The organism is Jannaschia faecimaris, from assembly GCF_900107415.1.
GTDB lineage: Bacteria > Pseudomonadota > Alphaproteobacteria > Rhodobacterales > Rhodobacteraceae > Jannaschia > Jannaschia faecimaris.
Genome location: NZ_FNPX01000001.1, coordinates 335542 through 357773, shown reverse-complemented (window position 1 = coordinate 357773; position 22232 = coordinate 335542). Strand labels below are relative to the sequence as shown.

24 protein-coding genes and 1 riboswitch are annotated in these 22232 nt (G+C 61.2%); of the genes, 14 read left to right on the top strand and 10 right to left on the bottom strand.

The genetic code is table 11. The features are described 5' to 3' along the window. Nucleotides 1-27: 27 nt before the first annotated feature. A complete protein-coding gene (locus tag BLV27_RS01720) occupies nucleotides 28-897 on the top strand; it encodes a DMT family transporter (protein ID WP_092641341.1) in 870 nt (289 codons plus the stop codon). On the opposite strand, the gene aroC is transcribed toward BLV27_RS01720, so the two are convergent. Then, entirely contained in the window at nucleotides 894-1997 is a 1104-nt protein-coding gene (aroC, locus tag BLV27_RS01715) for a chorismate synthase (protein WP_092641338.1), read from the bottom strand. The two genes, BLV27_RS01720 and aroC, sit on opposite strands and share 4 nt — an antisense overlap. 121 nt (nucleotides 1998-2118) lie before the next feature. Beyond that, a riboswitch (TPP riboswitch) is annotated at nucleotides 2119-2219 on the top strand. A 46-nt stretch (nucleotides 2220-2265) separates the two neighbouring features. Between aroC and BLV27_RS01710 the strand changes: the two genes are divergently transcribed. Genes BLV27_RS01710 through BLV27_RS01700 form a run of 3 tightly spaced genes read left to right on the top strand, consistent with a single transcriptional unit; the run spans nucleotide 2266 to nucleotide 5466 of the window. Next, on the top strand, nucleotides 2266-3246 hold the full coding sequence (locus tag BLV27_RS01710) for a thiamine ABC transporter substrate-binding protein (RefSeq protein ID WP_092641335.1): 981 nt from the start codon (nucleotides 2266-2268) through the stop codon (nucleotides 3244-3246). A gap of 5 nt (nucleotides 3247-3251) precedes the next feature. Then, entirely contained in the window at nucleotides 3252-4787 is a 1536-nt protein-coding gene (locus BLV27_RS01705) for a thiamine/thiamine pyrophosphate ABC transporter permease ThiP (protein ID WP_092641332.1), read from the top strand. Next, nucleotides 4774-5466 (top strand): thiamine ABC transporter ATP-binding protein, encoded by a 693-nt coding sequence (locus BLV27_RS01700; RefSeq protein WP_092641329.1) that lies wholly within the window; start codon nucleotides 4774-4776, stop codon nucleotides 5464-5466. Before BLV27_RS01705 ends, BLV27_RS01700 begins: the two co-directional genes overlap by 14 nt. A gap of 68 nt (nucleotides 5467-5534) precedes the next feature. On the opposite strand, the gene BLV27_RS01695 is transcribed toward BLV27_RS01700, so the two are convergent. Next, nucleotides 5535-5984, bottom strand: a complete 450-nt coding sequence (locus tag BLV27_RS01695) for a c-type cytochrome (protein WP_092641326.1) — start codon at nucleotides 5982-5984, stop codon at nucleotides 5535-5537. Between the two features lie 218 nt (nucleotides 5985-6202). Between BLV27_RS01695 and BLV27_RS01690 the strand changes: the two genes are divergently transcribed. The 3 genes from BLV27_RS01690 to hslV all read left to right on the top strand — a co-directional run bounded on the left by BLV27_RS01690 (nucleotide 6203) and on the right by hslV (nucleotide 8995). Next, nucleotides 6203-7579 (top strand): helix-turn-helix domain-containing protein, encoded by a 1377-nt coding sequence (locus BLV27_RS01690; RefSeq protein WP_092641323.1) that lies wholly within the window; start codon nucleotides 6203-6205, stop codon nucleotides 7577-7579. A gap of 35 nt (nucleotides 7580-7614) precedes the next feature. Further along, nucleotides 7615-8172 carry an isopentenyl-diphosphate Delta-isomerase gene (idi, locus tag BLV27_RS01685; protein ID WP_244504499.1) on the top strand — a complete coding sequence of 186 codons (558 nt, stop codon included), beginning with the start codon at nucleotides 7615-7617 and terminating at the stop codon, nucleotides 8170-8172. A 265-nt stretch (nucleotides 8173-8437) separates the two neighbouring features. Next, entirely contained in the window at nucleotides 8438-8995 is a 558-nt protein-coding gene (gene hslV / locus BLV27_RS01680; RefSeq protein WP_092641319.1) for an ATP-dependent protease subunit HslV, read from the top strand. 19 nt (nucleotides 8996-9014) lie between these two features. Here hslV and BLV27_RS01675 read toward each other — a convergent pair whose 3' ends face one another. Further along, a complete protein-coding gene (locus BLV27_RS01675; protein ID WP_092641316.1) occupies nucleotides 9015-9827 on the bottom strand; it encodes a class II aldolase/adducin family protein in 813 nt (270 codons plus the stop codon). Between the two features lie 276 nt (nucleotides 9828-10103). Between BLV27_RS01675 and hslU the strand changes: the two genes are divergently transcribed. Together hslU and BLV27_RS01665 are read left to right on the top strand one after the other, a co-directional pair. Next, a complete protein-coding gene (gene hslU, locus BLV27_RS01670) occupies nucleotides 10104-11402 on the top strand; it encodes an ATP-dependent protease ATPase subunit HslU (protein ID WP_092641313.1) in 1299 nt (432 codons plus the stop codon). 79 nt (nucleotides 11403-11481) lie between these two features. Then, the gene (locus BLV27_RS01665) at nucleotides 11482-12669 is read left to right on the top strand and encodes an MFS transporter (protein ID WP_092642028.1); all 1188 of its coding nucleotides are present in this window, start codon (nucleotides 11482-11484) and stop codon (nucleotides 12667-12669) included. Here the strand turns inward: BLV27_RS01665 and BLV27_RS01660 are convergent. Genes BLV27_RS01660 through BLV27_RS01650 form a run of 3 tightly spaced genes read right to left on the bottom strand, consistent with a single transcriptional unit; the run spans nucleotide 12637 to nucleotide 14742 of the window. Further along, a complete protein-coding gene (locus BLV27_RS01660; protein WP_092641310.1) occupies nucleotides 12637-13212 on the bottom strand; it encodes a Smr/MutS family protein in 576 nt (191 codons plus the stop codon). The genes BLV27_RS01665 and BLV27_RS01660 overlap by 33 nt on opposite strands. Next, the gene (gene mltA / locus BLV27_RS01655; protein ID WP_170831315.1) at nucleotides 13209-14069 is read right to left on the bottom strand and encodes a murein transglycosylase A; all 861 of its coding nucleotides are present in this window, start codon (nucleotides 14067-14069) and stop codon (nucleotides 13209-13211) included. The genes BLV27_RS01660 and mltA overlap by 4 nt, the downstream gene beginning before the upstream one ends. Before the next feature lie 13 nt (nucleotides 14070-14082). Beyond that, nucleotides 14083-14742 carry a Tim44/TimA family putative adaptor protein gene (locus tag BLV27_RS01650; protein WP_092641305.1) on the bottom strand — a complete coding sequence of 220 codons (660 nt, stop codon included), beginning with the start codon at nucleotides 14740-14742 and terminating at the stop codon, nucleotides 14083-14085. A gap of 100 nt (nucleotides 14743-14842) precedes the next feature. On the opposite strand from BLV27_RS01650, the gene BLV27_RS01645 reads away from it, so the two are divergent. Beyond that, nucleotides 14843-15310, top strand: a complete 468-nt coding sequence (locus tag BLV27_RS01645) for an FxsA family protein (protein WP_092641302.1) — start codon at nucleotides 14843-14845, stop codon at nucleotides 15308-15310. A gap of 81 nt (nucleotides 15311-15391) precedes the next feature. Next, nucleotides 15392-15916 (top strand): protein-export chaperone SecB, encoded by a 525-nt coding sequence (gene secB, locus BLV27_RS01640; protein WP_092641299.1) that lies wholly within the window; start codon nucleotides 15392-15394, stop codon nucleotides 15914-15916. Nucleotides 15917-15980: 64 nt separating this feature from the next. Here secB and dnaQ read toward each other — a convergent pair whose 3' ends face one another. Genes dnaQ through BLV27_RS01620 form a run of 4 tightly spaced genes read right to left on the bottom strand, consistent with a single transcriptional unit; the run spans nucleotide 15981 to nucleotide 18626 of the window. Beyond that, the gene (gene dnaQ, locus BLV27_RS01635; RefSeq protein ID WP_092641296.1) at nucleotides 15981-16670 is read right to left on the bottom strand and encodes a DNA polymerase III subunit epsilon; all 690 of its coding nucleotides are present in this window, start codon (nucleotides 16668-16670) and stop codon (nucleotides 15981-15983) included. Further along, on the bottom strand, nucleotides 16667-17233 hold the full coding sequence (gene coaE, locus BLV27_RS01630) for a dephospho-CoA kinase (RefSeq protein ID WP_092641294.1): 567 nt from the start codon (nucleotides 17231-17233) through the stop codon (nucleotides 16667-16669). Before coaE ends, dnaQ begins: the two co-directional genes overlap by 4 nt. Beyond that, on the bottom strand, nucleotides 17230-18048 hold the full coding sequence (locus BLV27_RS01625; protein WP_092641291.1) for a shikimate dehydrogenase: 819 nt from the start codon (nucleotides 18046-18048) through the stop codon (nucleotides 17230-17232). The genes coaE and BLV27_RS01625 overlap by 4 nt, the downstream gene beginning before the upstream one ends. Beyond that, a complete protein-coding gene (locus tag BLV27_RS01620) occupies nucleotides 18045-18626 on the bottom strand; it encodes a Maf family protein (protein WP_092641288.1) in 582 nt (193 codons plus the stop codon). Before BLV27_RS01620 ends, BLV27_RS01625 begins: the two co-directional genes overlap by 4 nt. A 405-nt stretch (nucleotides 18627-19031) precedes the next feature. Between BLV27_RS01620 and hemJ the strand changes: the two genes are divergently transcribed. The 3 genes from hemJ to mnmE all read left to right on the top strand — a co-directional run bounded on the left by hemJ (nucleotide 19032) and on the right by mnmE (nucleotide 22231). Continuing rightward, complete coding sequence (gene hemJ, locus BLV27_RS01610) at nucleotides 19032-19466, top strand: protoporphyrinogen oxidase HemJ (protein WP_092641281.1); 435 nt, start codon at nucleotides 19032-19034, stop codon at nucleotides 19464-19466. A gap of 151 nt (nucleotides 19467-19617) precedes the next feature. Continuing rightward, on the top strand, nucleotides 19618-20928 hold the full coding sequence (gene rho / locus BLV27_RS01605) for a transcription termination factor Rho (RefSeq protein ID WP_092642025.1): 1311 nt from the start codon (nucleotides 19618-19620) through the stop codon (nucleotides 20926-20928). 16 nt (nucleotides 20929-20944) lie between these two features. Beyond that, nucleotides 20945-22231, top strand: coding sequence for a tRNA uridine-5-carboxymethylaminomethyl(34) synthesis GTPase MnmE (gene mnmE, locus BLV27_RS01600; protein WP_092641278.1), 1287 nt, complete (start codon nucleotides 20945-20947; stop codon nucleotides 22229-22231). Nucleotide 22232 lies beyond the last annotated feature (1 nt).

The following is a 22232-nucleotide window of genomic DNA, read 5'->3' as shown; positions in this document are numbered from 1 at the left end:
GGCAGGCAAAATGGGCAGGGTCGCGCCATGGATATCCGCGCGATCACCTATGGCCTGCTCTTTGCCCTGATGTGGTCATCGGCCTTCACCTCGGCCCGGATCATCGTCGCCGAGGCACCTCCGATCCTGTCGTTGTCGCTGCGCTTCGCCATTTCGGGCATTCTTGGCATGGCCATCGCCTACGCGATCGGCCAACGGATGCGCCTGATGCGGGGCCAATGGCGCGCGGTCGTGGTCTTCGGTATCTGTCAGAACGCCCTGTATCTTGGCCTGAATTTCGTGGCGATGCAGTGGATCGAAGCCTCGCTGGCCGCGATCATCGCCTCCTGCCTGCCGCTTCTGGTGGCGCTGGCGAACTGGGTGATCTTTTCGGAGCGCACGCGGCTTCTGGGTGTGGTCGGGCTGTTGGCCGGCACCCTGGGCGTCCTGTTGATCATGGGTACGCGTTTGCAGGGCGGCGCGGATCTGACCGGCATCGCGCTCTGCCTGTTGGCGGTTGTCGCCCTCACGGTCGCCACATTGTCGGTGCGTGGTGCGTCAGGCGGCGGCAACTTGTTGATGGTCGTCGGCCTGCAAATGTTGGTCGGCTCGGCCACGCTTCTACCCTTTGGCCTTGCCATGGAAACCTGGGACGTGACCTGGACGCCGCGCCTGATCACCGCGCTGGCCTATACCACGCTGGTGCCGGGATTGGCGGCGACCTGGATCTGGTTCCTGCTGGTCGCGCGGATCGGCGCGACACCTGCGGCGACCTTCCACTTCCTCAACCCGTTCTTCGGCGTGGTCATCGCCTGGGCCCTGTTGGGCGAACAACTCGGCCCGCTTGACGTGGCGGGCGTGCTGATCGTGACCTTCGGGATACTGGCCGTACAGCTGAGCCGGTTAAAGCGGACCTAGCCGATCCGCCCGCCCGCATCGCCGACCTGACCGCGATGAAGCATGAGGTGGTCCAGCACGACACAGGCCATCATCGCCTCGGCCACGGGGACGGCTCGGATGCCGACACAGGGGTCGTGGCGGCCCTTGGTGATGATCATCGTGTTTTCGCCGGACTTCGTAATCGTGCGTCGCTCGGACAGGATCGAAGACGTGGGTTTCACCGCAAATCGCACCACGACGTCCTGCCCGGTGGAGATGCCGCCCAATATGCCCCCCGAATGGTTGGACGAATAGACCGGGCCGTCGGAGCCCATGGAAATTTCATCGGCGTTGTCACGTCCGGTCAGGCGCGCGGCGTTCATGCCCTCGCCGATCTCCACGCCTTTCACGGCGTTAATCGACATCATGGCCGCCGCGAGGTCCGTATCAAGCTTGCCGTAGATCGGCGCGCCCAGGCCGGCGGGCACGCCGCGCGCCACGCATTCGATAACCGCCCCGACCGAGTTGTGGTCGTCCTTGCGGAGCCAGTCCAGGTGATCCGCGAATTCCTGCGCCGCAACGGCGTCCGGACACCAGAAATCGTTGCGCCCGATCTCGTCCCAGTCGAACCGCGACCGGTCGATCTCCAGTTCGCCCATCTGAACCATATAGCCCGTGACCTGCACCGTCGGAGCCAGCAAGCCCAGCGCCGACCGGGCGACGCCGCCGGCCGCGACCCGCGCCGCCGTTTCCCGCGCCGAACTGCGCCCACCGCCGCGATAGTCGCGGATACCGTACTTCTGCCAATAGGTTATGTCGGCGTGGCCGGGCCGGAATTTCTCGGCAATCTCGCCGTAATCCTTGGAGCGCTGGTCGGTATTACGGATCATCAGCTGGATCGGCGTGCCCGTCGAAACCCCCTCGAAGACGCCGGAAAGGATTTCGACCGCGTCAGGTTCCTTGCGTTGCGTCGTGTGCTTGGACTGACCCGGCTTTCGTTTGTCCAACCATTGCTGGATCTGCGTGGCATCCACGGGAATTCCCGGCGGGCAGCCATCGACCGTCGCGCCAAGGGCAGGACCGTGGCTTTCACCCCATGTGGTGACGCGGAACAGGTGACCGAAGGAATTGAGCGACATATAAGGCCTCTTCTTTCGGCAACCGCCTAGCGCATGGCCCTTCGCAAGGCAATCAGACGTGCCCCTGATGCCACGGTGCCACCACCCACCCTTGCTGCCCGGCACCGCAGAGGCTAGACTTTCTCTCACCTCGGGGGGCCTTCACAGGCTGAGATGCTTAATCGCGGACCCGTTGAACCTGAACCGGTTAAGACCGGCGGAGGGAAGGTGCGATGTTTGAAACACATCAGATGCTCCTCACCCCCGTCCGTCGCCATGGGAGTGAGAGATGAAACTGACCGCCACCATCGCAACGGGCCTGACCCTGATCACCGTTTCCGCCGCCGCGGAGCCGTTGACGGTCTATGCCCCCGACTACTTCGGCAGCCAATGGGGCCCCGGCCCCGCGATCAAGGACGCGTTCGAAGCCTCCTGCGATTGCAAGATCGAATATGTGACCGGCGACGTGCTGCCCCGTCTGCGGCTGGAGGGCGACCGCACCAGCGCCGACGTGGTGATCGGCCTGACCCTCGACGATGCCGAGCGGGCGCGCCAGATTGGGCTGTTTGCACCGCACAACGTCGATGTCGGCGACCTGACCATGCCCATCGAATGGACGGACGAGACATTTCTGCCGTTCAACTGGGGCCATCAGGCCTTCGTCTATGACGCGACCAAGTTCGACACCGTGCCGACCACATTCGCCGATTTCGTCAACGCCCCCAACGATCTGCGCATCGCCCTTCAGGACCCCCGCACCAGCGGTTCGGGCCTGAGTCTGGCGCTGTGGATACACAAGGTCTTTGGTGACGACGCGACCGAAGCCTGGGCCGCCTTGGCCCCCAAGGTCGTAACGGTGACCCGAGGATGGTCCGAATCCTACGGTATGTTCACCGACGGCGAAGTCGACATGGTCTTCAGCTATGCCACCTCGCCCGCCTATCACATCATCGCGGAGGGTGATGAGACGAAGAAGGCCGTTCTGTTCGACGAAGGCCACTACGTGAACGTGGAAACCGTCGCGCAGGTCGCCGAGACGGATCAACCTGAACTGGCGCAGGCGTTCCTCGACTTCATCCTGACCGAGGCGTTCCAGACGATCATCCCCGAGGGAAACTGGTCAATGCCAGCCAAACTGCCGTTTGAGCAATTGCCCGACGGCTTCAAGACATTGCCCCTGCCGGACAAGGGTCTGATCTATAGCGCGGCCGAATCCGACGCACTGCGCGACACCGTTATCGGCGAGTTCCAGGCCGGCTTCGGTCAGTAGCACCAATGGGCCCCCGTCTTGGACTGATTGCCGCGGTCATCGTGGCGGGTGCCCTTTTGCTTCCGCTGAGTGCGGTTGCCTGGCGCGCGGAGGGCTGGGGAGGGATCCGCCCGTCGGACTGGGGCGCGCTGTGGTTCACGCTGTGGCAATCCGTGTTCTCCGCCACGCTTTCGGTCCTGCTGGCGGTCCCGGTGGCGCGGGCACTGGCGCGGCGCGCGTTCGCTGGACGCGGCATCGTTGTCCTGCTTTTGGGGGCCCCCTTCATCCTGCCGGTGATCGTCGCCGTCTTGGGCCTTATCGCCGTCTTCGGGCGGTCAGGCGTGGTAAACGTCGCGCTGGGCTGGATCGGGGTGGAGCCGATGTCGATCTATGGCTGGCAGGGGGTGATCATCGCCCATGTATTCTTCAACATGCCCCTTGCAACGCGCCTCATCTTGCAAGGCTGGCTGTCGATTCCCGCCGAGCGATTACGCCTTGCGGCATCTTTGGGATTCAGCCCTTCCGATACGTTTCGGCGGCTGGAGTGGCCGATGCTTCGCAGTGTCGTTCCCGGCATTTTCCTGGTGATTTTCCTGATCTGCACCACGTCGTTTGCCGTGGCACTGGCGCTGGGCGGCGGGCCGGGGGCCACGACGGTGGAGCTGGCCATATACCAGGCATTTCGCTTCGATTTCGACCTGTCACGCGCGGCGCTGCTGGGGGCCATTCAACTGGCACTGGGCGCGGGGGCGGCGATGGTATCGTTCCGATTTGCCCTTCCGTCAGGCTTCGGCGCGGGCCTCGACCGCGGTGTGCAGCGGTGGGACAGTCAGTCCCTGCTTCTGCGGGGACAGGACGGGTTGGCAATCATGCTCGCCTGCGCCTTTCTGTTGCTGCCCATGGTCCTCGTGTTGGGTGACGGGGTGCGACACCTGTCCGATCTGCCGACCATCGCGTGGTGGGCCGCACTGCGCTCACTGATCATTGCCCTTATCGCGGCCTTTCTTACCACGAGCGTGGCCCTGGTAATGGCGCAGGCCGTGGTGATGACCCGCCGTGGGCGTTGGGTCGAGGTGGTCGGCACGCTCTCTGTCGCCGCATCACCGCTGGTCTTGGGAACGGGCCTTTTCGTGATCCTGCTGCCCTTCGCGAACCCGGTCGCGCTGGCACTGCCGGTGACCGCCTTCGTGAATGTGGTTCTGGCCTTGCCGTTTGCGCTACGGGCGCTGATCCCAGCGGTAGAGACGTTGCAGGCCGATTACGGTCGCCTCTCTGCCTCTCTCGGGATTAAGGGCTGGGCCTGGGCGCGCTTCGTCGCGCTGCCCCGGTTGCGCGGGCCGCTGGGCTTTGCGGCGGGTCTTACGGCAGCCCTGTCGGCGGGCGATCTTGGTGTGATCGCCCTGTTCGGTGCGCCCGATCAGGCGACGCTGCCGCTGGTGCTCTATCAACTGATGGGATCCTACCGGATGGACGAAGCCAAGGCGGCGGCACTCGTCCTCGTGGCTCTGTCTCTGGGCCTGTTCTGGCTGTTCGAAAAAGGGGGCCGGCGTGCTCAGACTTGAAGATGTAACCTTGATTCAAGGGACGTTTCACTTGGCAGCAAATGCCACGATCCCGGCGGGCGGCATCACCGCGTTGATGGGGGCCAGCGGGTCGGGCAAGTCGACATTGCTGGCAGCGATTGCCGGTTTTCAGCCCGTTACCACGGGGCGCATTCTTGTGGACGGGACGGACATCACCACCCTTGCGCCAGGCGACCGGCCCCTGTCGATCCTGTTTCAAGATCAGAACCTGTTTCCCCACCTAAGCATCGCCGACAACGTCGGCTTGGGCCTGCGACCGGACCTGCGCCTGTCGCAGGCCCAACGTCAGGCACGCGATGAGGTGCTTGAGCGGGTTGGCCTGACAGGGATGGAGGCCCGGCTGCCCCGCGCCCTGTCCGGAGGGCAGCAAAGCCGTGCCGCACTTGCGCGCGCCCTGCTGCGGGGGCGACCCTGGCTTCTTCTGGATGAGCCGTTCTCGGCGCTTGGTCCCGCGTTGCGATCCGAGATGCTCACCCTGCTGCGCGACACGGCCCGTGACGAGAATCTCTCGGTCCTGATGGTCACCCATGCGCCGGAGGATGCGCGCGCCGTCGCTGACCACACGGCCGTGATTGATGACGGGGTGATGGCCGCGCCGAGCCCGACCGGGCCGTTGTTCGAAAACCCGCCTCCCGCGCTGCGGGCTTACCTAGGCTGATCGCGGCCACCTGTGAACGCAAAAAGGCCCCGCACAATCGGCGGGGCCCCTGCAACGATACTGTTCGTTTACTGAGCGGCTTCGTCCTGAAACTGTGCCAGGAAGGCATACAGGTTGATGGCGTCTTCTTCCTTGCGGACCTTGTAGGACATCTTGCCCCGACCCGAGGTTTCGCCGCTGGCTTCCTTGAGGTGCGCAGTCGGATCCATGACGTAAGGCACGAAGTTTGCCTCGTCGTAGATCATGCCCGCCTCACCGGCGGCGATCATCAGATCCGAATACCGGAAATCCTCGACCGAACCGGCGGTGCGTCCGACGACCCCGTACAGGTTGGGACCGGTGCGCGAGGCGCGACCAGCAAGAACTTCACCCGAAGGATCCTCGACCACGTGACACGCTTGGCACTGACGGAAAGCTTTTTCACCCTCGGCGGCATCACCGGACGCGGCAAGGTGCGCATCGGCGAATGCCGGTGCGGCCAGAAGCGCCGTCGTGGCGAATGCGATTGCAAATTTCATATATAGTCTCCCTCTTCCGTTTTCCTTATCAGACCTAGACTGACACAGTCAGACTGCAAGACGCTAAACTGCAACAAAAATGTGTGTTATCTACTCGGGTGTGGAGATTAGGGGCGTGGGTTCCGCATCGTTACGCCTTGGATACCAGATTTTACTGCTTATTTGAAACGCTAGATCCCGCGGGCGAGGGTGCCCTAGGCGGACTAGAAGGATATCGAATGAGCGTCCGAAAGACCGAGGCCACTCGGGAGTTTGACCACATTACTGCGGAGACGAGCATCGCGGACGTGATTTTCGTCCTTTCGTCGGATGATCATATCGTCCAGATCCGGGCCAACGGATCAAAACCACTTCCGGAGAGCGATGACTGGGTCGGCAAGCGCATCTACGACATCTTGTCCCGGTCATCGCAGGCACAGTTCATCCGTGCGCGAAAATCCCTCGACGAGGGTGTGTCGTCACGGGCCCGCACCCAGATTTCGCTACCGCTCGACGATAGGTCTGATCTGGTACTGTCCGTCGTACTGCGATCCCGAGAAGACGGATATCAGATCGTCGGCCTCGATCAGTCCCCGCTCGCCGACGCTGTGGCCCGGGCGGACCGGCTGCAATCCGCGCTGGAGGCTGCCCACGAAGAAGATCACATGACCAAAGGTCTGAACCGTATTCTTCTGACGCATCTTGAAAGCGCGATCGTCCTTGTCGATGCCCATACAGGCCGCATCCTCGACCTGAGCAAACCCGCTGTCGCGCTGCTGGGCCTGCCCAGCGATACGCACGGCGCGTTCAGTACCGGAATGGCTTTTACCCAATGTTTTGAGGGCCGTCGTCGCAGCGAGTTCATCGACAGTCTGTGCTCCGCCGCCAGTTCAAACAGGACCGTCACGGCCGAACTGCGCGGCAGCAACGGAACCGTCGTTCTGCGCCCGCAGCTGAGCCGGGCCAGCGATCCGGTCATTCTGGTCTGTCGCCTGACCCACCTATCCGACGCCGGGACATCCGATGGGCCGCAGGGGTTCACTGCCCTCTCCCAGGCCAGTCCGGACAGCATGATCTGCCTTGATGACCAAGGACATATAACGCGTATGAACCCGGCCTTTCTGCGAATGGTCGGTGCCGCATCCGAAAGCGTGGTGGCGGATCGGAGCATTACCGGCTTCTTGCTGCGCGGGACCATCGACCTCAAGGCGATGACCGACCAGAATCGCCCAAGAACGTTTTCAACGCAGGTTGTCGGACTCACGGGTCAACGCCTGCCGGTCGAAATCACTGTTTCCGATCTGCCGGACGGCGGGCACGGCCTGATCCTGCGCGACGTCTCTCTGGCGAATGTCATCCGTGACACGGCGGAAACACAGGGAACCGCCGAGCAGCCGCTCCTTGCCAGTGCAGACGCCGCGCGACAGGTCGGACGTGTACCACTGCGCGATATCGTCGCCAGCATGACAGATACGATCGAGCGGGACTGCGTCGAGGCCGCCATCAATCTGACGCAGAACAACCGTGTCGCCGCAGCTGAAATGCTGGGCCTCAGCCGTCAAAGCCTGTACGTTAAACTTCGAAAGTTCGGCTTGCTGGACAAGGGCGATCAATAGCGCCCCGGCTTGAACCAAGGGACGTTGAGACGACAATGACCACCGATACCGTGGCCCGCGACGGGCCGATCATGATTCCTGCCTGGGTCGATGGCACCTTGTTGCCCGTCGAGAAGCTGGAGGCCCATCAACGTGGGCTCAAGCACAAGGCCGTTTCCGTCTTCGTGATGTGGGGCGACCGCCTGCTGATTCAGCAGCGCGCGGCGGGAAAATATCACACCCCTGACCTCTGGGCGAACACCTGCTGCACACATCCACACTGGGGAGAGGATGCTGCGACCTGCGCGATCCGTCGGCTGAACGATGAGCTGGGCGTGACCGGCGTACCCCTGACCCAGCGCGAGTCGATCGAATACCGGGCCGACGTCGGTCAGGGCCTGATCGAACATGAAGTGGCCGAAGTTTTCGTGGGTCAGGCTGACGGCGCGCTGACCGTCGATCCCGCGCCAGACGAAGTGCAGGCGACCCGCTGGGCCCCCCTGCCCGAGCTGATGCGAGAGATCGAAGCAAACCCCGACCTCTTTACCCCGTGGATTCGAATCTACCTGCGCGAACACCATGCGCGGATCTTCGGGCCGGTCGAAACATCCTGAGAAGAGAAATACCCGCACCGTGCGAGACAGAGAACGACCAGTCTGTTGATCGCGCGGTGCGGGCATGCATCCCCGCCCGAAGACAGGAAAGATCCGGTGTTGACCGGAAATCGATCGGGACGATTCCACGGCTTCGAGTATCGGACACTGTCAACTTATACGTACAGAAGAATACGTCAACTAAGATTTACACTTTGCAAGATGGTTCGAACACTTGCCAAACCGGCGAAACCACACCGAGTTCCACGCCCAGAGAGGTAACAATATGTCCAACACATTCCCCGGATGGCACGGCACCACAATCATCGGAGTTCGCAAGAACGGTCGCGTCGTCGTAGCTGGCGACGGTCAGGTCAGCTTGGGCCAGACCGTGATCAAAGGGACCGCGCGCAAGGTCCGGCGTATGTCACCCGGCGGTCATGACGTCGTCGTAGGCTTTGCCGGATCAACGGCGGATGCCTTCACCCTGCTGGAGCGGCTGGAAACCAAGCTGGAAGCCATGCCCGGCCAGTTGGCCCGCGCCAGCGTGGAGCTGGCAAAGGACTGGCGCACGGACAAGTACCTGCAAAAGCTGGAGGCCATGCTGATCGTCACCGACGGCAAGGAGCTTCTGATCATTACCGGCGCGGGCGATGTGCTGGAGCCGGAAAACAACATCGCCGCCATCGGGTCAGGCGGCAACTTCGCATTGGCCGCAGCACGCGGTTTGATTGAGGCCGACCTCTCGGCGGAAGAGGTCGCGCGCAAGGCGATGGGCATCGCAGCCGACATATGTGTTTATACCAACGGCAACCTGACATTGGAGACGATCGAGGGCGAATAGCCCTCGACCGCCTTCCGGTTCAGTCGAACATGTCGGGCTGATCCTCGATCAGCTGGTTCCAAACCGTCTGGAAATGCAGCCAGCCGATATAATCGCTTCCAACGTGTTCGCGACTATAGCGCGCGCCCTTTTCAGGAATACGGATAGGCTCGATCCCGGTGGCGGCGATGTCGAGCTGCTGTCGGCAGCACCGCTCCAGCGCGATGAACCAGAATGCCGCGGCATCGATGCTGTGGCGGCTGGCGGTCAGCAGGCCGTGGTTCTGGTGGATAGCGGCCTTTACGCCCTTGAACGCCTTGGCGACATCATTGCCCGCATGGTTCTCGACGGCCACCGCACCAGCAGATTCACCGATGACCACGTGATCCTCGAAGAAGGCACAGGCATCCTGAGTGATCGGATCAATCGGGCGGCCAGTCGCGGCCCAGGCCACCCCGAAGGGCGTATGCGCGTGGCACATGGCGATAATGTCGGGATGCGCCTCGTGAACGTTCGCATGCAGGACGAAACCCGCCCGATTCACAGCATGACCGCCCTCGATCACCGTGCCCACGTGGTCCACCAGGATCAGGTTCGACACCTTCACCTTGGCGAAATGCACGCACATTGGGTTTGTCCAGTAAAGCTCGGGCCGCTCCGGGTCGCGCACCGTCAGGTGACCTGCGAAACCGTAGTCGAAGCCTTCCTGTGCAAAGGCGCGGCAAGCAGCGACAAGGTGTTCCTTGCGGTACCGACGCTCCTCCTCGACGGAATCGAATTCAGGTTCCCATGGAAAGATCAGCCCTTCCTGTTCGGGTTGGTAGATCGAAGTTCGGTTGCCAAGATCGAGCATGCTATCCTCCTCCGGATGTAATTCACCCCCTCGAACATGACGACGGCCGACAGGCACCGGTCAAGTTGGATTGTGCGATGACGGCCGATCCTCGCCAGAGACGGCGCTCGAAAGGCTTGGCGCAATAACCGGAAATGAAACGCGGGCGCACCAGACTATCCCTGACGTTGATCGTAGTCACCCCATGCGAGGCGACCGGTCGCACGCAGCCGTGACCGACGTTGCGTTTCCGTGAGCGCCCCTTAGGTAGGGTGCAACGAATATCCGGAGTGGCAAATGACCGACCTGACCCCGCGCGAAATCGTGTCCGAGTTGGACCGTTTCATAATCGGACAGAAGGATGCGAAGCGCGCCGTGTCAGTCGCGTTGCGCAATCGCTGGCGGCGCAAGCAACTCGGCGACGACCTGCGGGACGAAGTCTATCCGAAGAATATCCTGATGATCGGGCCCACCGGCGTGGGTAAAACCGAGATCAGCCGACGTTTGGCCAAGCTGGCCCGCGCACCGTTCCTCAAGGTCGAGGCGACCAAGTTTACCGAAGTCGGCTATGTTGGTCGGGATGTGGAACAAATCATCCGCGACCTGGTCGAGGCGGCCATCACCATGATCCGGGAGCACATGCGCGACGAGGTCAAGTCCAAGGCACACGGGGCCGCTGAAAACCGTGTGATCACGGCACTGGCTGGCACCGATGCCCGCGAGGGCACACGCGAAAGCTTTCGAAAAAAGCTGCGCTCGGGCGAACTGGACGACAAGATCATCGAGTTGGAAGTGTCCGACACCTCGAACCCGATGGGCATGGCCATTCCCGGTCAACCGGGCATGGACCAGATGGCGAACCTTGGCGATCTGTTCGGAAAGATGATGCAACGCACCGTCAAGAAACGCCTGACCGTCGCCGCATCCTACGAGCTGCTGATCGACGAGGAGGCCGACAAGCTGCTGGATGACGAAACCATCAAGCGCGAGGCCATACGTGCGGTGGAGCAGAACGGAATCGTCTTCATTGACGAGATCGACAAGGTCTGCACCCGTGCCGACGCCCGCGGCGGCGACGTCAGCCGCGAGGGCGTACAGCGCGACCTGCTGCCGCTGATCGAGGGGACGACGGTTTCGACCAAGCACGGTACCGTCAAGACCGACCATATCCTGTTTATCGCATCGGGCGCGTTCCACATCGCAAAACCGTCGGACCTGCTGCCGGAGCTACAGGGCCGCCTGCCCATCCGGGTGGAGCTGCGCGCCCTGACCGAGGATGATTTCGTGCGCATCCTGACCGAAACCGACAATGCCCTGACGCGACAGTACACAGCCCTTATGGCGACCGAGCAGGTGACCGTCACCTTCACCGAACCGGGCATCGCCGCGTTGGCGCGCATCGCCGCGCAAGTGAATGACAGCGTCGAGAACATCGGAGCCCGCCGACTCTATACAGTATTAGAGCGTGTCTTCGAGGAGTTGTCATTTGACGCCCCCGACAAACCGGGCACCGAAGTCACCATAGACGCCGATTTCGTGGAAGCGCAGTTGGGCGAACTGGCCCGCTCGACCGATATATCGCGATACGTGTTGTGACCCGGTGACCGGCGGTGCCGGCGGGCCCGCCGCCTATCTGAGGTTTCTGCGCGACAACGCGGCGTTCCTGTCGGCGGGGATGCTGATCTGCTTTACGTCGAGCTATGGTCAGACCTTTTTCATCTCACTTTTCGCAGGTGAGATCATGGGGGATTTCGGCCTGAGCGACGGCGACTGGGGCCTGATTTATACCATCGCGACCACCGCTTCGGCTGCATTGATGGTCTTTGTCGGGGGCCTGACGGACCGGCTGCGCGTGCGTCGCTTGGCGATGGTCGCAGCCACGGGTCTGGCACTGGCCTGCGTCGCAATGGCGACGCTCTCCGGGGCCATCGCACTCACGGTGACGGTGCTGGCGCTGCGCCTGTTCGGTCAAGGCATGATGAGCCATATCTCCGCCGTTGCCATGGCGCGCTGGTTTGTTGCGACACGAGGCAAGGCCCTCTCCGTCGCCTCCATGGGTTTTGCGTTAGGTCAGGCAGTGCTGCCGATCATCTTCGTTGCCTTGTTGGCCGTCGCCGGGTGGCGCACACTCTGGCTGGTGGCGGCAGCACTGGTTCTTTTGACCATGCCCATCATCCTGCGCCTGCTGCAGGCGGAACGGACACCGCAATCGCTTGCGGCAGAATCCCCCGCGCCAGGGATGAACGGCCTGCATTGGACACGGGGCGCGATGTTGCGCCACTGGTTGTTCTGGCTGCTTATCCCACTGTTGCTTGGGCCGCCCGCCTTCGGCACCGCGCTGTTCTTCCACCAGGTGCACCTGACCGAGGTGAAAGGATGGGACCTATTGGATTACGTCGCCCTGATGCCCCTGTTCATGGCCGTTTCCGTCGCGACCACCTTTGCATCGGGTGCCCTTCTAGACCGGGTCGGGACGGGGCGATTGCTTGCGGTTTACCTGTTGCCATTTGCCGCCGCGTTCATGCTGATCGGCTGGGCCGAGACACTGGGGGTCGCCGCACTGGGCCTGATGGTTCTGGGGCTGGGCACCGGCGCGCAGGCCACCGTGCCGACAGCGTTCTGGGCGGAATTCTATGGAACGCGTCACCTGGGTTCGATCAAGGCGCTGGCGATGGCGGTCATGGTTTTTGGATCCGCTATCGGGCCGGGCCTCACCGGCGTTCTGATCGACGCCGGGTTGGATTTCCCGGAACAGATGTCGGCAATCGCAGCCTATTTCGTTCTATCGGCGGCCATTGCGGCTTATGCCGTGATCCGCGCACGCCCGACCCTAGCGCCGCAGGTAGACATAGTAGGCTCCTGACCCGCCGTGCGACCTATGCGCTTCGGTCACCTGCAGTACAACGCCTGACAGCGGGGCCAGACGCAGCCATTGGGGTACCTGGTGTTTGAGTACGCCCAAACGCGTGGGGATCGGACCATGATCAGGCTTGGCCTTGCCCTTCCCGGTCACCACGATGACCAGCCGCTTGCCCTCGGCTTGGGCTGACAGGATGAACCGCGTCAGCGCCGGGTGCGCCACGTCCAGGGTCATGCCATGCAAGTCCAGCTTGGCCTCGGGGCGCAATTTGCCCGCGCGCATCCGCTGGTGCGTCTTGGAATCCATGCGCAGCGGGGCCTTGTTCACCTGATCCGAGATCGAAGGTAATAGCGCATGGCCAGACGTGCGCGGCCGGGCGCGGCTGCCCATCTCGAAGGGCGCAACATAGCGAGGTCGCTTTGGGGTCGGCATCGGATTGGAGTCGGGTTCCGGTTCGGGCTGATCGGGATGCAGGGGATCCGCGCTCTGCTTGTAGCGCGACCAGATCTCCCGATCCTCGAAACTCAGTCCCCGTCGCCGTTTCATCGCCGCACCAGCGGAACAAAGCGACCGGACTGATTCAACGCCCCGGCCCGGCTTCCCGCTTCCGCGCCCGTGCCAAAGAACAGGTCAGCCCGCCCTGCCCCCTTGATCGCCGATCCGGTATCCTGCGCAATGCACAGGCGCGCGTGGCCCGCGACTTCGATCCAGACGAGAGTGCCCAGCGGTGTGTGGTCCGGATCGACGGCCAAGCTGCGAAGGGCAGTTACCGGGCAAAGCGTACCCATCGGCCCCGTTTCCGTGGATAGCTCGACCGACCGAAACATGACGTAGCTGGGATTTTCGTTCATCAGCGCGTCCCCCCGCGCCGGATCCGCGCGCAGCCAAGTCTTCAATCCCTCCGCCGTCATGTCCGCATCGAACACACCGCGCTCGACCAGAAGCTTGCCGATCGAGACATAGGGCTGACCGTTCTTGCCGGCGTAACCGACGCGCATCGTTGACCCGTCGGTCAGGCGCAGACGCCCCGAGCCTTGTACCTGAAGGAAGAACAGGTCGACCGGATCGCGCAGCCAGGCCAACTCGTACCCGGCAAGGAGCGGCGCGATCGTGGCGCGCGGTGCGGTAATCCCACCATCGGGAAGCGTGTGGATCGGACAGGGATAAGCCTCGCTGCGCGTGCGGGAGGCCTGGAGCTCTGGTTCGTAATATCCGGTGAAATGGCCGGCCAACTCCGGACCGGGCCTGAACGTTGCCTCGAACCATGCGCGTGCATCGCGGCTGGGAACCGCCGCATCGCCCAGGCGCAGAGCGGCCAGTGTCGCATCCAGATCGTCGTCTGCCCAGCCCGGCAAGTCGGAAAACGAAAGCCGCCCCGTTTCGGGGGCGGCCTGGGGTTGCATTGCCTGGGTCACGTCAATCGCCCGTGGCGACCAGCTTCCAGTTCGGATCGCCGGTGCCCATCTTTCGGGCGAAGGTCCAGACATCGCGCTGTTTCTTGATCTCGTTGGGGTTGCCCTCAACCACGGTGCCTTCGCTATCCTTAACGACGCTGGTTAATTCGCAGACGAAGCGGATCGTGATCTCCGCCGTCTTGTCCGCCGCGTCGAACCGCGCCTTGCGCAGCGTTGTTTCCCGGACGCCGATGAAACTGGCGTGGACCTTCAGGCCCTTGTCCTCCCGATCCGACACGCCGGACAGGAACGCTTCGTACACGTCTTCCGACAGGAACGGTTGAACTTCGGACAGGTCGCCATTCTCAAACGCCATCAGGATCATCTCATAGGCTTGCCGTGCGCCGCCGACGAACTCGCTGACGGAAAAACCCGGTTCAGCCCCTTTCATGGCGGCAAGCTCCTTGGCGTTATCGCTGCCATCCTCCACGAAATCGGTAATGTCGCGGTCGGGGCCACCTTCGATCACCTCGAAATCCCGCCGCACGTCGGTGCTATCGGACGTTGGGGTTATCCGGGGTTTTTCGAAGCCTGTGCGCGTCCCGAGGACATTCTTCAGCTTGAGCACCAGAAAGAGGGCAATCCCGGCAAGGACGAGTAGTTGTATCACGGCGTCGGTCATCCTTTGCTCCGGCAGGGTCGGGTCTTGGTATCCTGTGCTTGGGACATATGTAAGACCGCAAGGGGGTCAAGGGAAGCCGCACCCCGAGAAGGAGTTGCCCATGCCGCTGTTGGCCTTGTTCATCATCGTCCCGCTGATCGAAATCGCCCTGTTCATTCAGGTCGGTGGGATACTGGGGCTTTGGCCCACATTGGCAATCGTGGTCGTCACCGCGGTGATTGGTACATATCTCGTGCGTCGTCAAGGACTTGCCGAGCTTGCGCGCATTCAGAACTCGCTGAATACGCTTGATAATCCAACACGCCCGCTGGCGCATGGAGCGATGATACTGGCGTCGGGACTGCTGCTGCTGACGCCGGGGTTTTTTACGGATGCTGTCGGCTTTCTGCTGCTCGTGCCGGGGGTCCGCGACAAGGTGATGCAGGCGGTCCGCAAGCGGATCAAGGTGCAATCCTTCACCATGGGACAGCAGGACGGCACGCCGCCGAGCCCACGGGATGACGTGGTCGAGGCCGAGTATGTCGAGGTCCCGCCCCGCGACGGTCCCTCCGGCTGGACCCAAAAGTAAGCCCCCTTAAGGCTCGGTTGTGACGCAGGAGAGCGTCTGGTAACCGAGGTCAACCTAATTCAGACGCAAGGAAAGAAGAGCATGGCCGACGAAGATCAGACCACACCTGAAACCTCGAACGGGGCCGGTGCCCCCGCCACTCCGCAGCAGATGCCGCAAACGCAGGTTCTGGGTCAGTTCATTCGCGACCTGTCGTTTGAGAATATTGCAGTCCAGAAAGGCAAGACGCTGGACGGACAGCCCGAAATCAACGTCCAGGTTGGTCTTGAGGCCAAGAAGCGATCGACGGAAGGCCAATACGAAGTGGCCGTAAAATTGAACGTGACCGCCAAGTCCAAGGGATCCGACGATACGGTTTTCGCAATGGAGCTGGACTATGCCGGCGTTTTCGCGATTTCCAACGTCCCGGAAAACCAGATGCATCCCTATCTGATGATCGAGTGCCCGCGTCTGTTGTTCCCGTTTCTGCGCCGTATCGTTTCGGACGTCTCGCGCGATGGCGGCTTCCCGCCGCTCAACCTTGAGAACATCGATTTCGTGACGCTCTACCGCAATGAACTCACGCGCCGCGCCCAGGCCGAGGCCGCGACAGCCACCGTCTCGTAAAAAGAATCTGACAGATTTGATCTCGGCCCGGTGCATCCTGCGCCGGGCCGTTTCATTTCGCGGATCAGCCGCCAGTCTTCCATAGGGCACCGTCGCCCAGCGCCTCGATAAAGGCGGCATGGGCCTTGCCCTCTGCCTCTGTCACTCTCGACGGAAGGGGGGCCGGTCGGGGCCGCGGCGTCCATGTTCCAGAGGCATTGACCTCGCCCCCCGACGACTGGCTGACGAGCGACATCGTCGGCTGCCGTCCCCCGATCAGCTCCAGGTAGACTTCCGCGAGGATCTCGGAGTCGAGCAACGCGCCGTGTTTGACCCGCGCCGCGTTATCGATCCCGAACCGACGGCACAGCGCATCCAGCGATGCAGGCGAACCCGGGAACTTTGCGCGTGCGATAGCGAGCGTATCGACCGCCCGGTTCATGTGCATGACCGGCAACCCCATCCACTTGAGTTCTGCATTCAGAAATTTCATGTCGAAGGCGGCATTGTGGATCACCAGCTTGGCATCACCGATAAAGTCGATGAACGCCTGCCCGATCTGTTTGAAGACCGGATAATCCTTGAGGAAATCATCGCCCAGGCCATGCACCTCAAAAGCTCCGGCGGGCATGCTGCGTTCGGGATTGATGTACTGGTGGTACTCCTTACCCGTCCGGACGTGATTGATCAGCTCAATCGCGCCGATTTCGACGATACGATCGCCGGATTCAGGCTCGAATCCGGTGGTTTCGGTGTCGAGGACGATCTCTCTCATCTCAGCTCCTCCACGATGGCGGCCACGGTGGCGCGGGTGGTTTCCATGTCGTCCGTCGGAATGATATAATCCGCGCGCGACCGTTTGTCAGCGTCGGGCATCTGCTTGGACAGGATCGCGTGGAACTCAGATTCAGTCATCGTGCCCCGGTCCAGCACCCGCGCCCGCTGCGTTTCCGGGTCAACGGTGACGACTGCGACGCGATCGACAAGGGCGTCCGCCCCGGTTTCGAACATCAACGGAATATCCAACACCACTAGCCCGTCGCTGCTTGAAAGGAACGCCTTGCGGTCCGCGGCAACCAAGGGGTGCACAATACCTTCAATCCGTTTGAGGGCGGTCTGATCCGCTGTGATGATCCGGCGAAGCGCGGCCCTGTCGATGGCATCGTCGCGAACCGCATCCGGAAACATCGCTGACATTGGTGCGACCGCGGCACCGCCGGGTCCATAAAGATCGTGGACCGTCGCGTCAGCATCCCACACCGGCACGTCGAGGTCGCGGAACATCTGAGCCGTCGTGGACTTTCCCATACCGATGGAGCCTGTCAGCCCGAGTATCATGCAAGGACCGCCCGACGCAGTTCTTCGTCAACCGTGGGGGTCCGACCGAACCAAGCCTCGAAGCCGGGCACGGCCTGATGCAGCAACATGCCCAACCCGTCCACGACCTGTGCGCCCCGCGCCTGCGCATCCGTCAGGAGCGGGGTCATCAGCGGGGAGTAAACGATGTCCGCTACAGTGGTATGGTCCGACATCGATGACAGGTCGAAGACAAGCGGGGGCTGCCCAGACATGCCGAGGCTTGTGGTGTTAACCAACAAGCCATGATCAGCCAGCGCCGTGGAAGCCCCGGCCCATTCGATCGGCAATACATCCGCGCCTAACAAGGCGGCCAGCCCCTCGGCGCGCGTGTGCGTCCGGTTGGCAATGGTCACCGCGGGCACGCCCACCTCCAGCAAGGCCGCAACGATTCCCCGTGCCGCGCCGCCAGCTCCGAGTACAAGGGCCGGCTTGGTAATATCCCACTCTGGGGCTTGCTGTTTCAAGTTGGCGATAAACCCGTAACCATCTGTGTTATCGGCTATAATTCTTCCATCTTCCGTGAACATCAGCGTGTTTGCCGCCTCAACCGCGCGTGCCCGGTCCGTTACATCATCGGCCAGGCGGAACGCGGCCTCCTTATGCGGAATCGTGCAATTCAGCCCGGAGAACCCGATATCGGGCAGCACCTTCAGTGTCGCTTCCAAGACTTCGGGCCTGACATGCAGCGGTACATAATGCCCGTCGATCCCATAGCGCCGAAGCCAGTGACCATGGAGACGGGGGGAACGGCTTTGGGCGATCGGATCGCCGATGACACCGGCCAAAAGAGTCATATTCGCAAGTCTCCACGATTGGCGAGGAAGTCGATCAACGGCAGCAATGGCAAACCCAAAACCGCGAAGTAGTCTCCATCGACCCGGTGGAAGAACCGCGCACCCTCTCCCTCCAGCGTGTAGCTTCCGGCGGAGTAACGGATCGTATCCCAATTTCTTTCAACGTAATCAGATATATAATCGTCACTCATCTTTCGCATCGTCATCGCTATGGTCGCGATATGTCGCCAGACAGGCTTACCGTTTTCAGCCACGACGGCGGCCGCGTGCAGACGGTGCCTATCGCCGGACAAAGCTGTCAGTTGTGCAACGGCCTCCTCGGGCGTGCCGGGCTTGGACATCAATGCCCCCGCATGATCAAGAACTTGATCACAGCCCAGGACCAGGTCTCCATCCCGAACCTTCATCGCTTTAAGCTCCGCGAGGGCATCCGCGATATTGCGAGGAGGATGCCCTTCGGCAAGCAACGCCTCCTTCACCATCTCTTCATCAACGCGGGGCGGGCGCGCCTGAAAGGGAATCGCAGCGTTGCGCAGCAATTCCTGACGGGTGCGGGACGTGGAAGCAAGAATCAGCATTCAGGGACCGGAGCAACTCTGGGGAAAACCGGGTATGAAACCCGGTGGGAAAACCTGTGACAGGATTGGACCCTGCCGGGCCTGAGGACAAGTCATCGGTTTTGCGCGATCCGTCTGAAACTTTTCTGGCTTGGCGAGGTTCATCTTCGGGCTGTGCAACAACTTGATCTGTTCGTCGTGTATCCAGTTACGTTCCCCAAGGCCTTCCACAGCCATCATCCCTTCTTTGGCTGAGAGGTAGACTGATTATCCCCAGTCTACGAACTGTGAGAGTCGAAGCCGATCGTCTCTGTGGGCATCTGCCTGAACGAAATTTAATCCCCGATATCCACTGCTCCTACAATCAACTTCATCCTTCTTTCTTTCTTTCTTTAAGATAGGAAGGCCGGGTAAAGGGGGACCGCGATGACCGATCTGTATCTGTGGTTGAAAGCCGGTCACGTGATCTCGGTGATTGCGTGGATGGCTGGTATTTTTTACCTGCCACGCCTCTACGTCTACCACGCTGAGCAGGCCGCGAAGGTTCCGGCAATGGTTCCTGTCCTGGAAGTGATGGAACGGCGTCTTCTCAGGGCGATCATGAATCCGGCGATGATCGCGACGTGGGTCTTCGGCCTCGCTATCGTCGGGATGGGAAGTGTTGATTGGGGGTCAGCCTGGCCCTGGATCAAAGCTGTTTGTGTGATTGCAATGACGGCGTTCCACATGTGGTGCGGCGGGGAACGGAAGCGCTTGGCCGAAGGGCAGATGAAATCCGGTCGGACATATCGCATGATGAACGAAATTCCGACAGTGCTCTTGCTCGTTATCGTGGTCGCAGTGATTGTCCGACCGTTCTGATGATTTCAGTCGTGATTGACTTGAAACGACGCAGCATTTAACTGGCCTATACCGATGGATCGTTCTGATCTGGATATCGGGTCTCGAAATTTCTGACGTGGCCGCGCCCAAGGATGGGCAGCGTCGCCTGTCCCCTGCGGAGAGCATGTTCATGCGTGACGACAATACCCCCGACGATAACCAGAGCGACGAGGCTCCGGAACAGTTGAACCTGCGCGATCTCAAGGCGATGTCGCCCAAGGCCCTGGTCGATATGGCTGAAGAGCTTGAGATCGAGAACGCCTCCACCATGCGCAAGGGCGAGATGATGTTCTCGATTCTGCGGGAACGGGCTGACGAAGGTTGGGAGATTTCTGGCGAAGGTGTGCTGGAAGTTCTGCAGGACGGTTTCGGATTTCTGCGCTCGCCCGAGGCGAACTACCTTTCCGGGCCTGATGATATCTACGTCTCGCCCGAAGTCATCCGTCAACATTCGCTGCGCACCGGTGACACGGTTGACGGGATCATTCAGGCTCCGGAAGAGAACGAGAATTACTTCGCTCTGACCAAGGTTACGCAGATCAACTTTGCTGATCCGGAAATGGCCAAGCACAAGGTTAGTTTCGACAACCTGACACCGCTGTACCCGGATGAGCGGTTCAAGATGGAAATCGAGGATCCGACGATCAAGGATCGCTCCGCTCGGATCATTGACCTGGTTGCACCCATCGGTAAGGGCCAGCGGTCGCTGATCGTGGCCCCGCCGCGCACGGGTAAGACGGTACTGTTGCAGAACATTGCCAAGTCGATCGAGACGAACCACCCCGATTGCTACCTGATGGTCCTGCTGATCGACGAACGGCCGGAAGAGGTCACCGACATGCAGCGGTCGGTCAAGGGTGAGGTCGTCTCCTCGACTTTTGATGAGCCGCCCACGCGCCACGTCGCAGTGGCCGAAATGGTCATCGAGAAGGCCAAGCGGTTGGTCGAGCACAAGCGAGACGTCGTAATCCTGCTGGACTCGATCACTCGGTTGGGCCGTGCCTACAACACTGTGGTCCCGTCGTCGGGTAAAGTTCTGACCGGTGGTGTGGACGCCAATGCCCTGCAACGGCCAAAGCGGTTCTTCGGTGCTGCACGTAACATCGAGGAAGGTGGATCGCTTACGATTATTGCGACCGCGTTGATCGATACCGGAAGCCGTATGGACGAGGTGATCTTCGAGGAGTTCAAAGGCACCGGTAACAGCGAAATCGTCCTTGATCGCAAGGTTGCGGATAAGCGCGTCTTCCCAGCGATGGACATCCTGAAGTCCGGCACGCGGAAGGAAGAGCTTTTGGTCGATCCGAAGAACCTGCAGAAAACCTTCGTCCTGCGGCGTATCCTGAACCCGATGGGAACAACCGATGCGATCGAATTCTTGATCGGCAAGCTAAAGCAGACGAAAACAAACAACGATTTCTTTGAGTCTATGAATTCCTGACCCGGGGGACGACAGGGTGGAAGATACGATCTTTGCCCTGGCCACCGCCCAGGGAAAGGCAGGCGTCGCAATTGTTCGGGTTTCCGGACCACAGGCCGTCCAGACCCTGTCGCAACTCGGGGGCAAACGACCGGATCCCCGCGGGAGCCGACTTGCCAAGCTGACGGATGCATCCGGCGATATTCTGGATCATGCTCTCGTTCTGTATTTCGAAGCGGGCGCCAGCTTCACTGGTGAAGACGTCGTTGAGCTGCATCTGCACGGCAGCGTCGCGGTCATACGCGCCGTTCTTCGCGCAATTGGCGATACCGGGTTGGCGCGCATGGCGGAACCGGGAGAATTCACGCGACGTGCGCTGATGAACGGCCGAATGGATCTGACTCAGGTGCAGGGTCTGGGGGATGTGATCGAGGCCGAGACCGAGGCACAGCGCAAACATGCGATGCGAGTCCTTGGCGGCGAAGTTGCAGAGCGAGTGGGAATGTGGCGGCATCAGTTGATCCGGGCGACCGCCCTGACCGAGGCGACAATCGACTTTGCGGACGAGGAGGTGCCCGAAGACGTGTTCGGTGAAGTGCTCGATCTGATTACAACTACGAAGGCGGGGATCGAGCGCGAGCTTACGGGGGCCGCTGGGGTTGCCCGGCTTAAGTCGGGCTTTGAGGTTGCATTGATCGGTGCGCCGAATGCCGGGAAATCATCCCTGTTGAACGCGTTGACGCGAACCGACTCTGCGATTGTTACGGACGTTGCCGGAACTACGCGAGATATTGTTGAAGTAAGGTGTGATATCAACGGTTTAGCTGTAACAATTCTTGACACTGCTGGTCTCCGAAAGACGACAGATACCGTCGAGATGATTGGTGTGTCGCGGGCCCTGGCCCGTGCAGAGAGTGCTGACTTGAGAATTCTCCTTCATGAGGAAGAGATTGCTCCAGCTTGGCCGGTAGACCGGTTCCCCGATGACATGGTCGTGCGAAGCAAAGGCGATCTGAACGGGGACCCGCGTGCGATCTCCGTGCGATCTGGTATTGGAATTGAGCGGCTTCTGACGCAGATTGGCGATCGGCTCTCGTGCCGGGTATCAGACAGCGGCTTGGTTTCGCAGGAGCGCGATCAGCGTGTACTGGTTGCAACACGTGACATCTTGGCCGAACTAATCGCGGATATCGGTGTGGAAGACGCAGACATTATTGCCCTGCGCCTTCGGAATGCGGCCAGCGTGCTCCAAGAAATTATTGGCGGAGTTGATATCGAACAGGTATTGGATGAAGTGTTCTCGTCCTTCTGCCTCGGAAAATAGG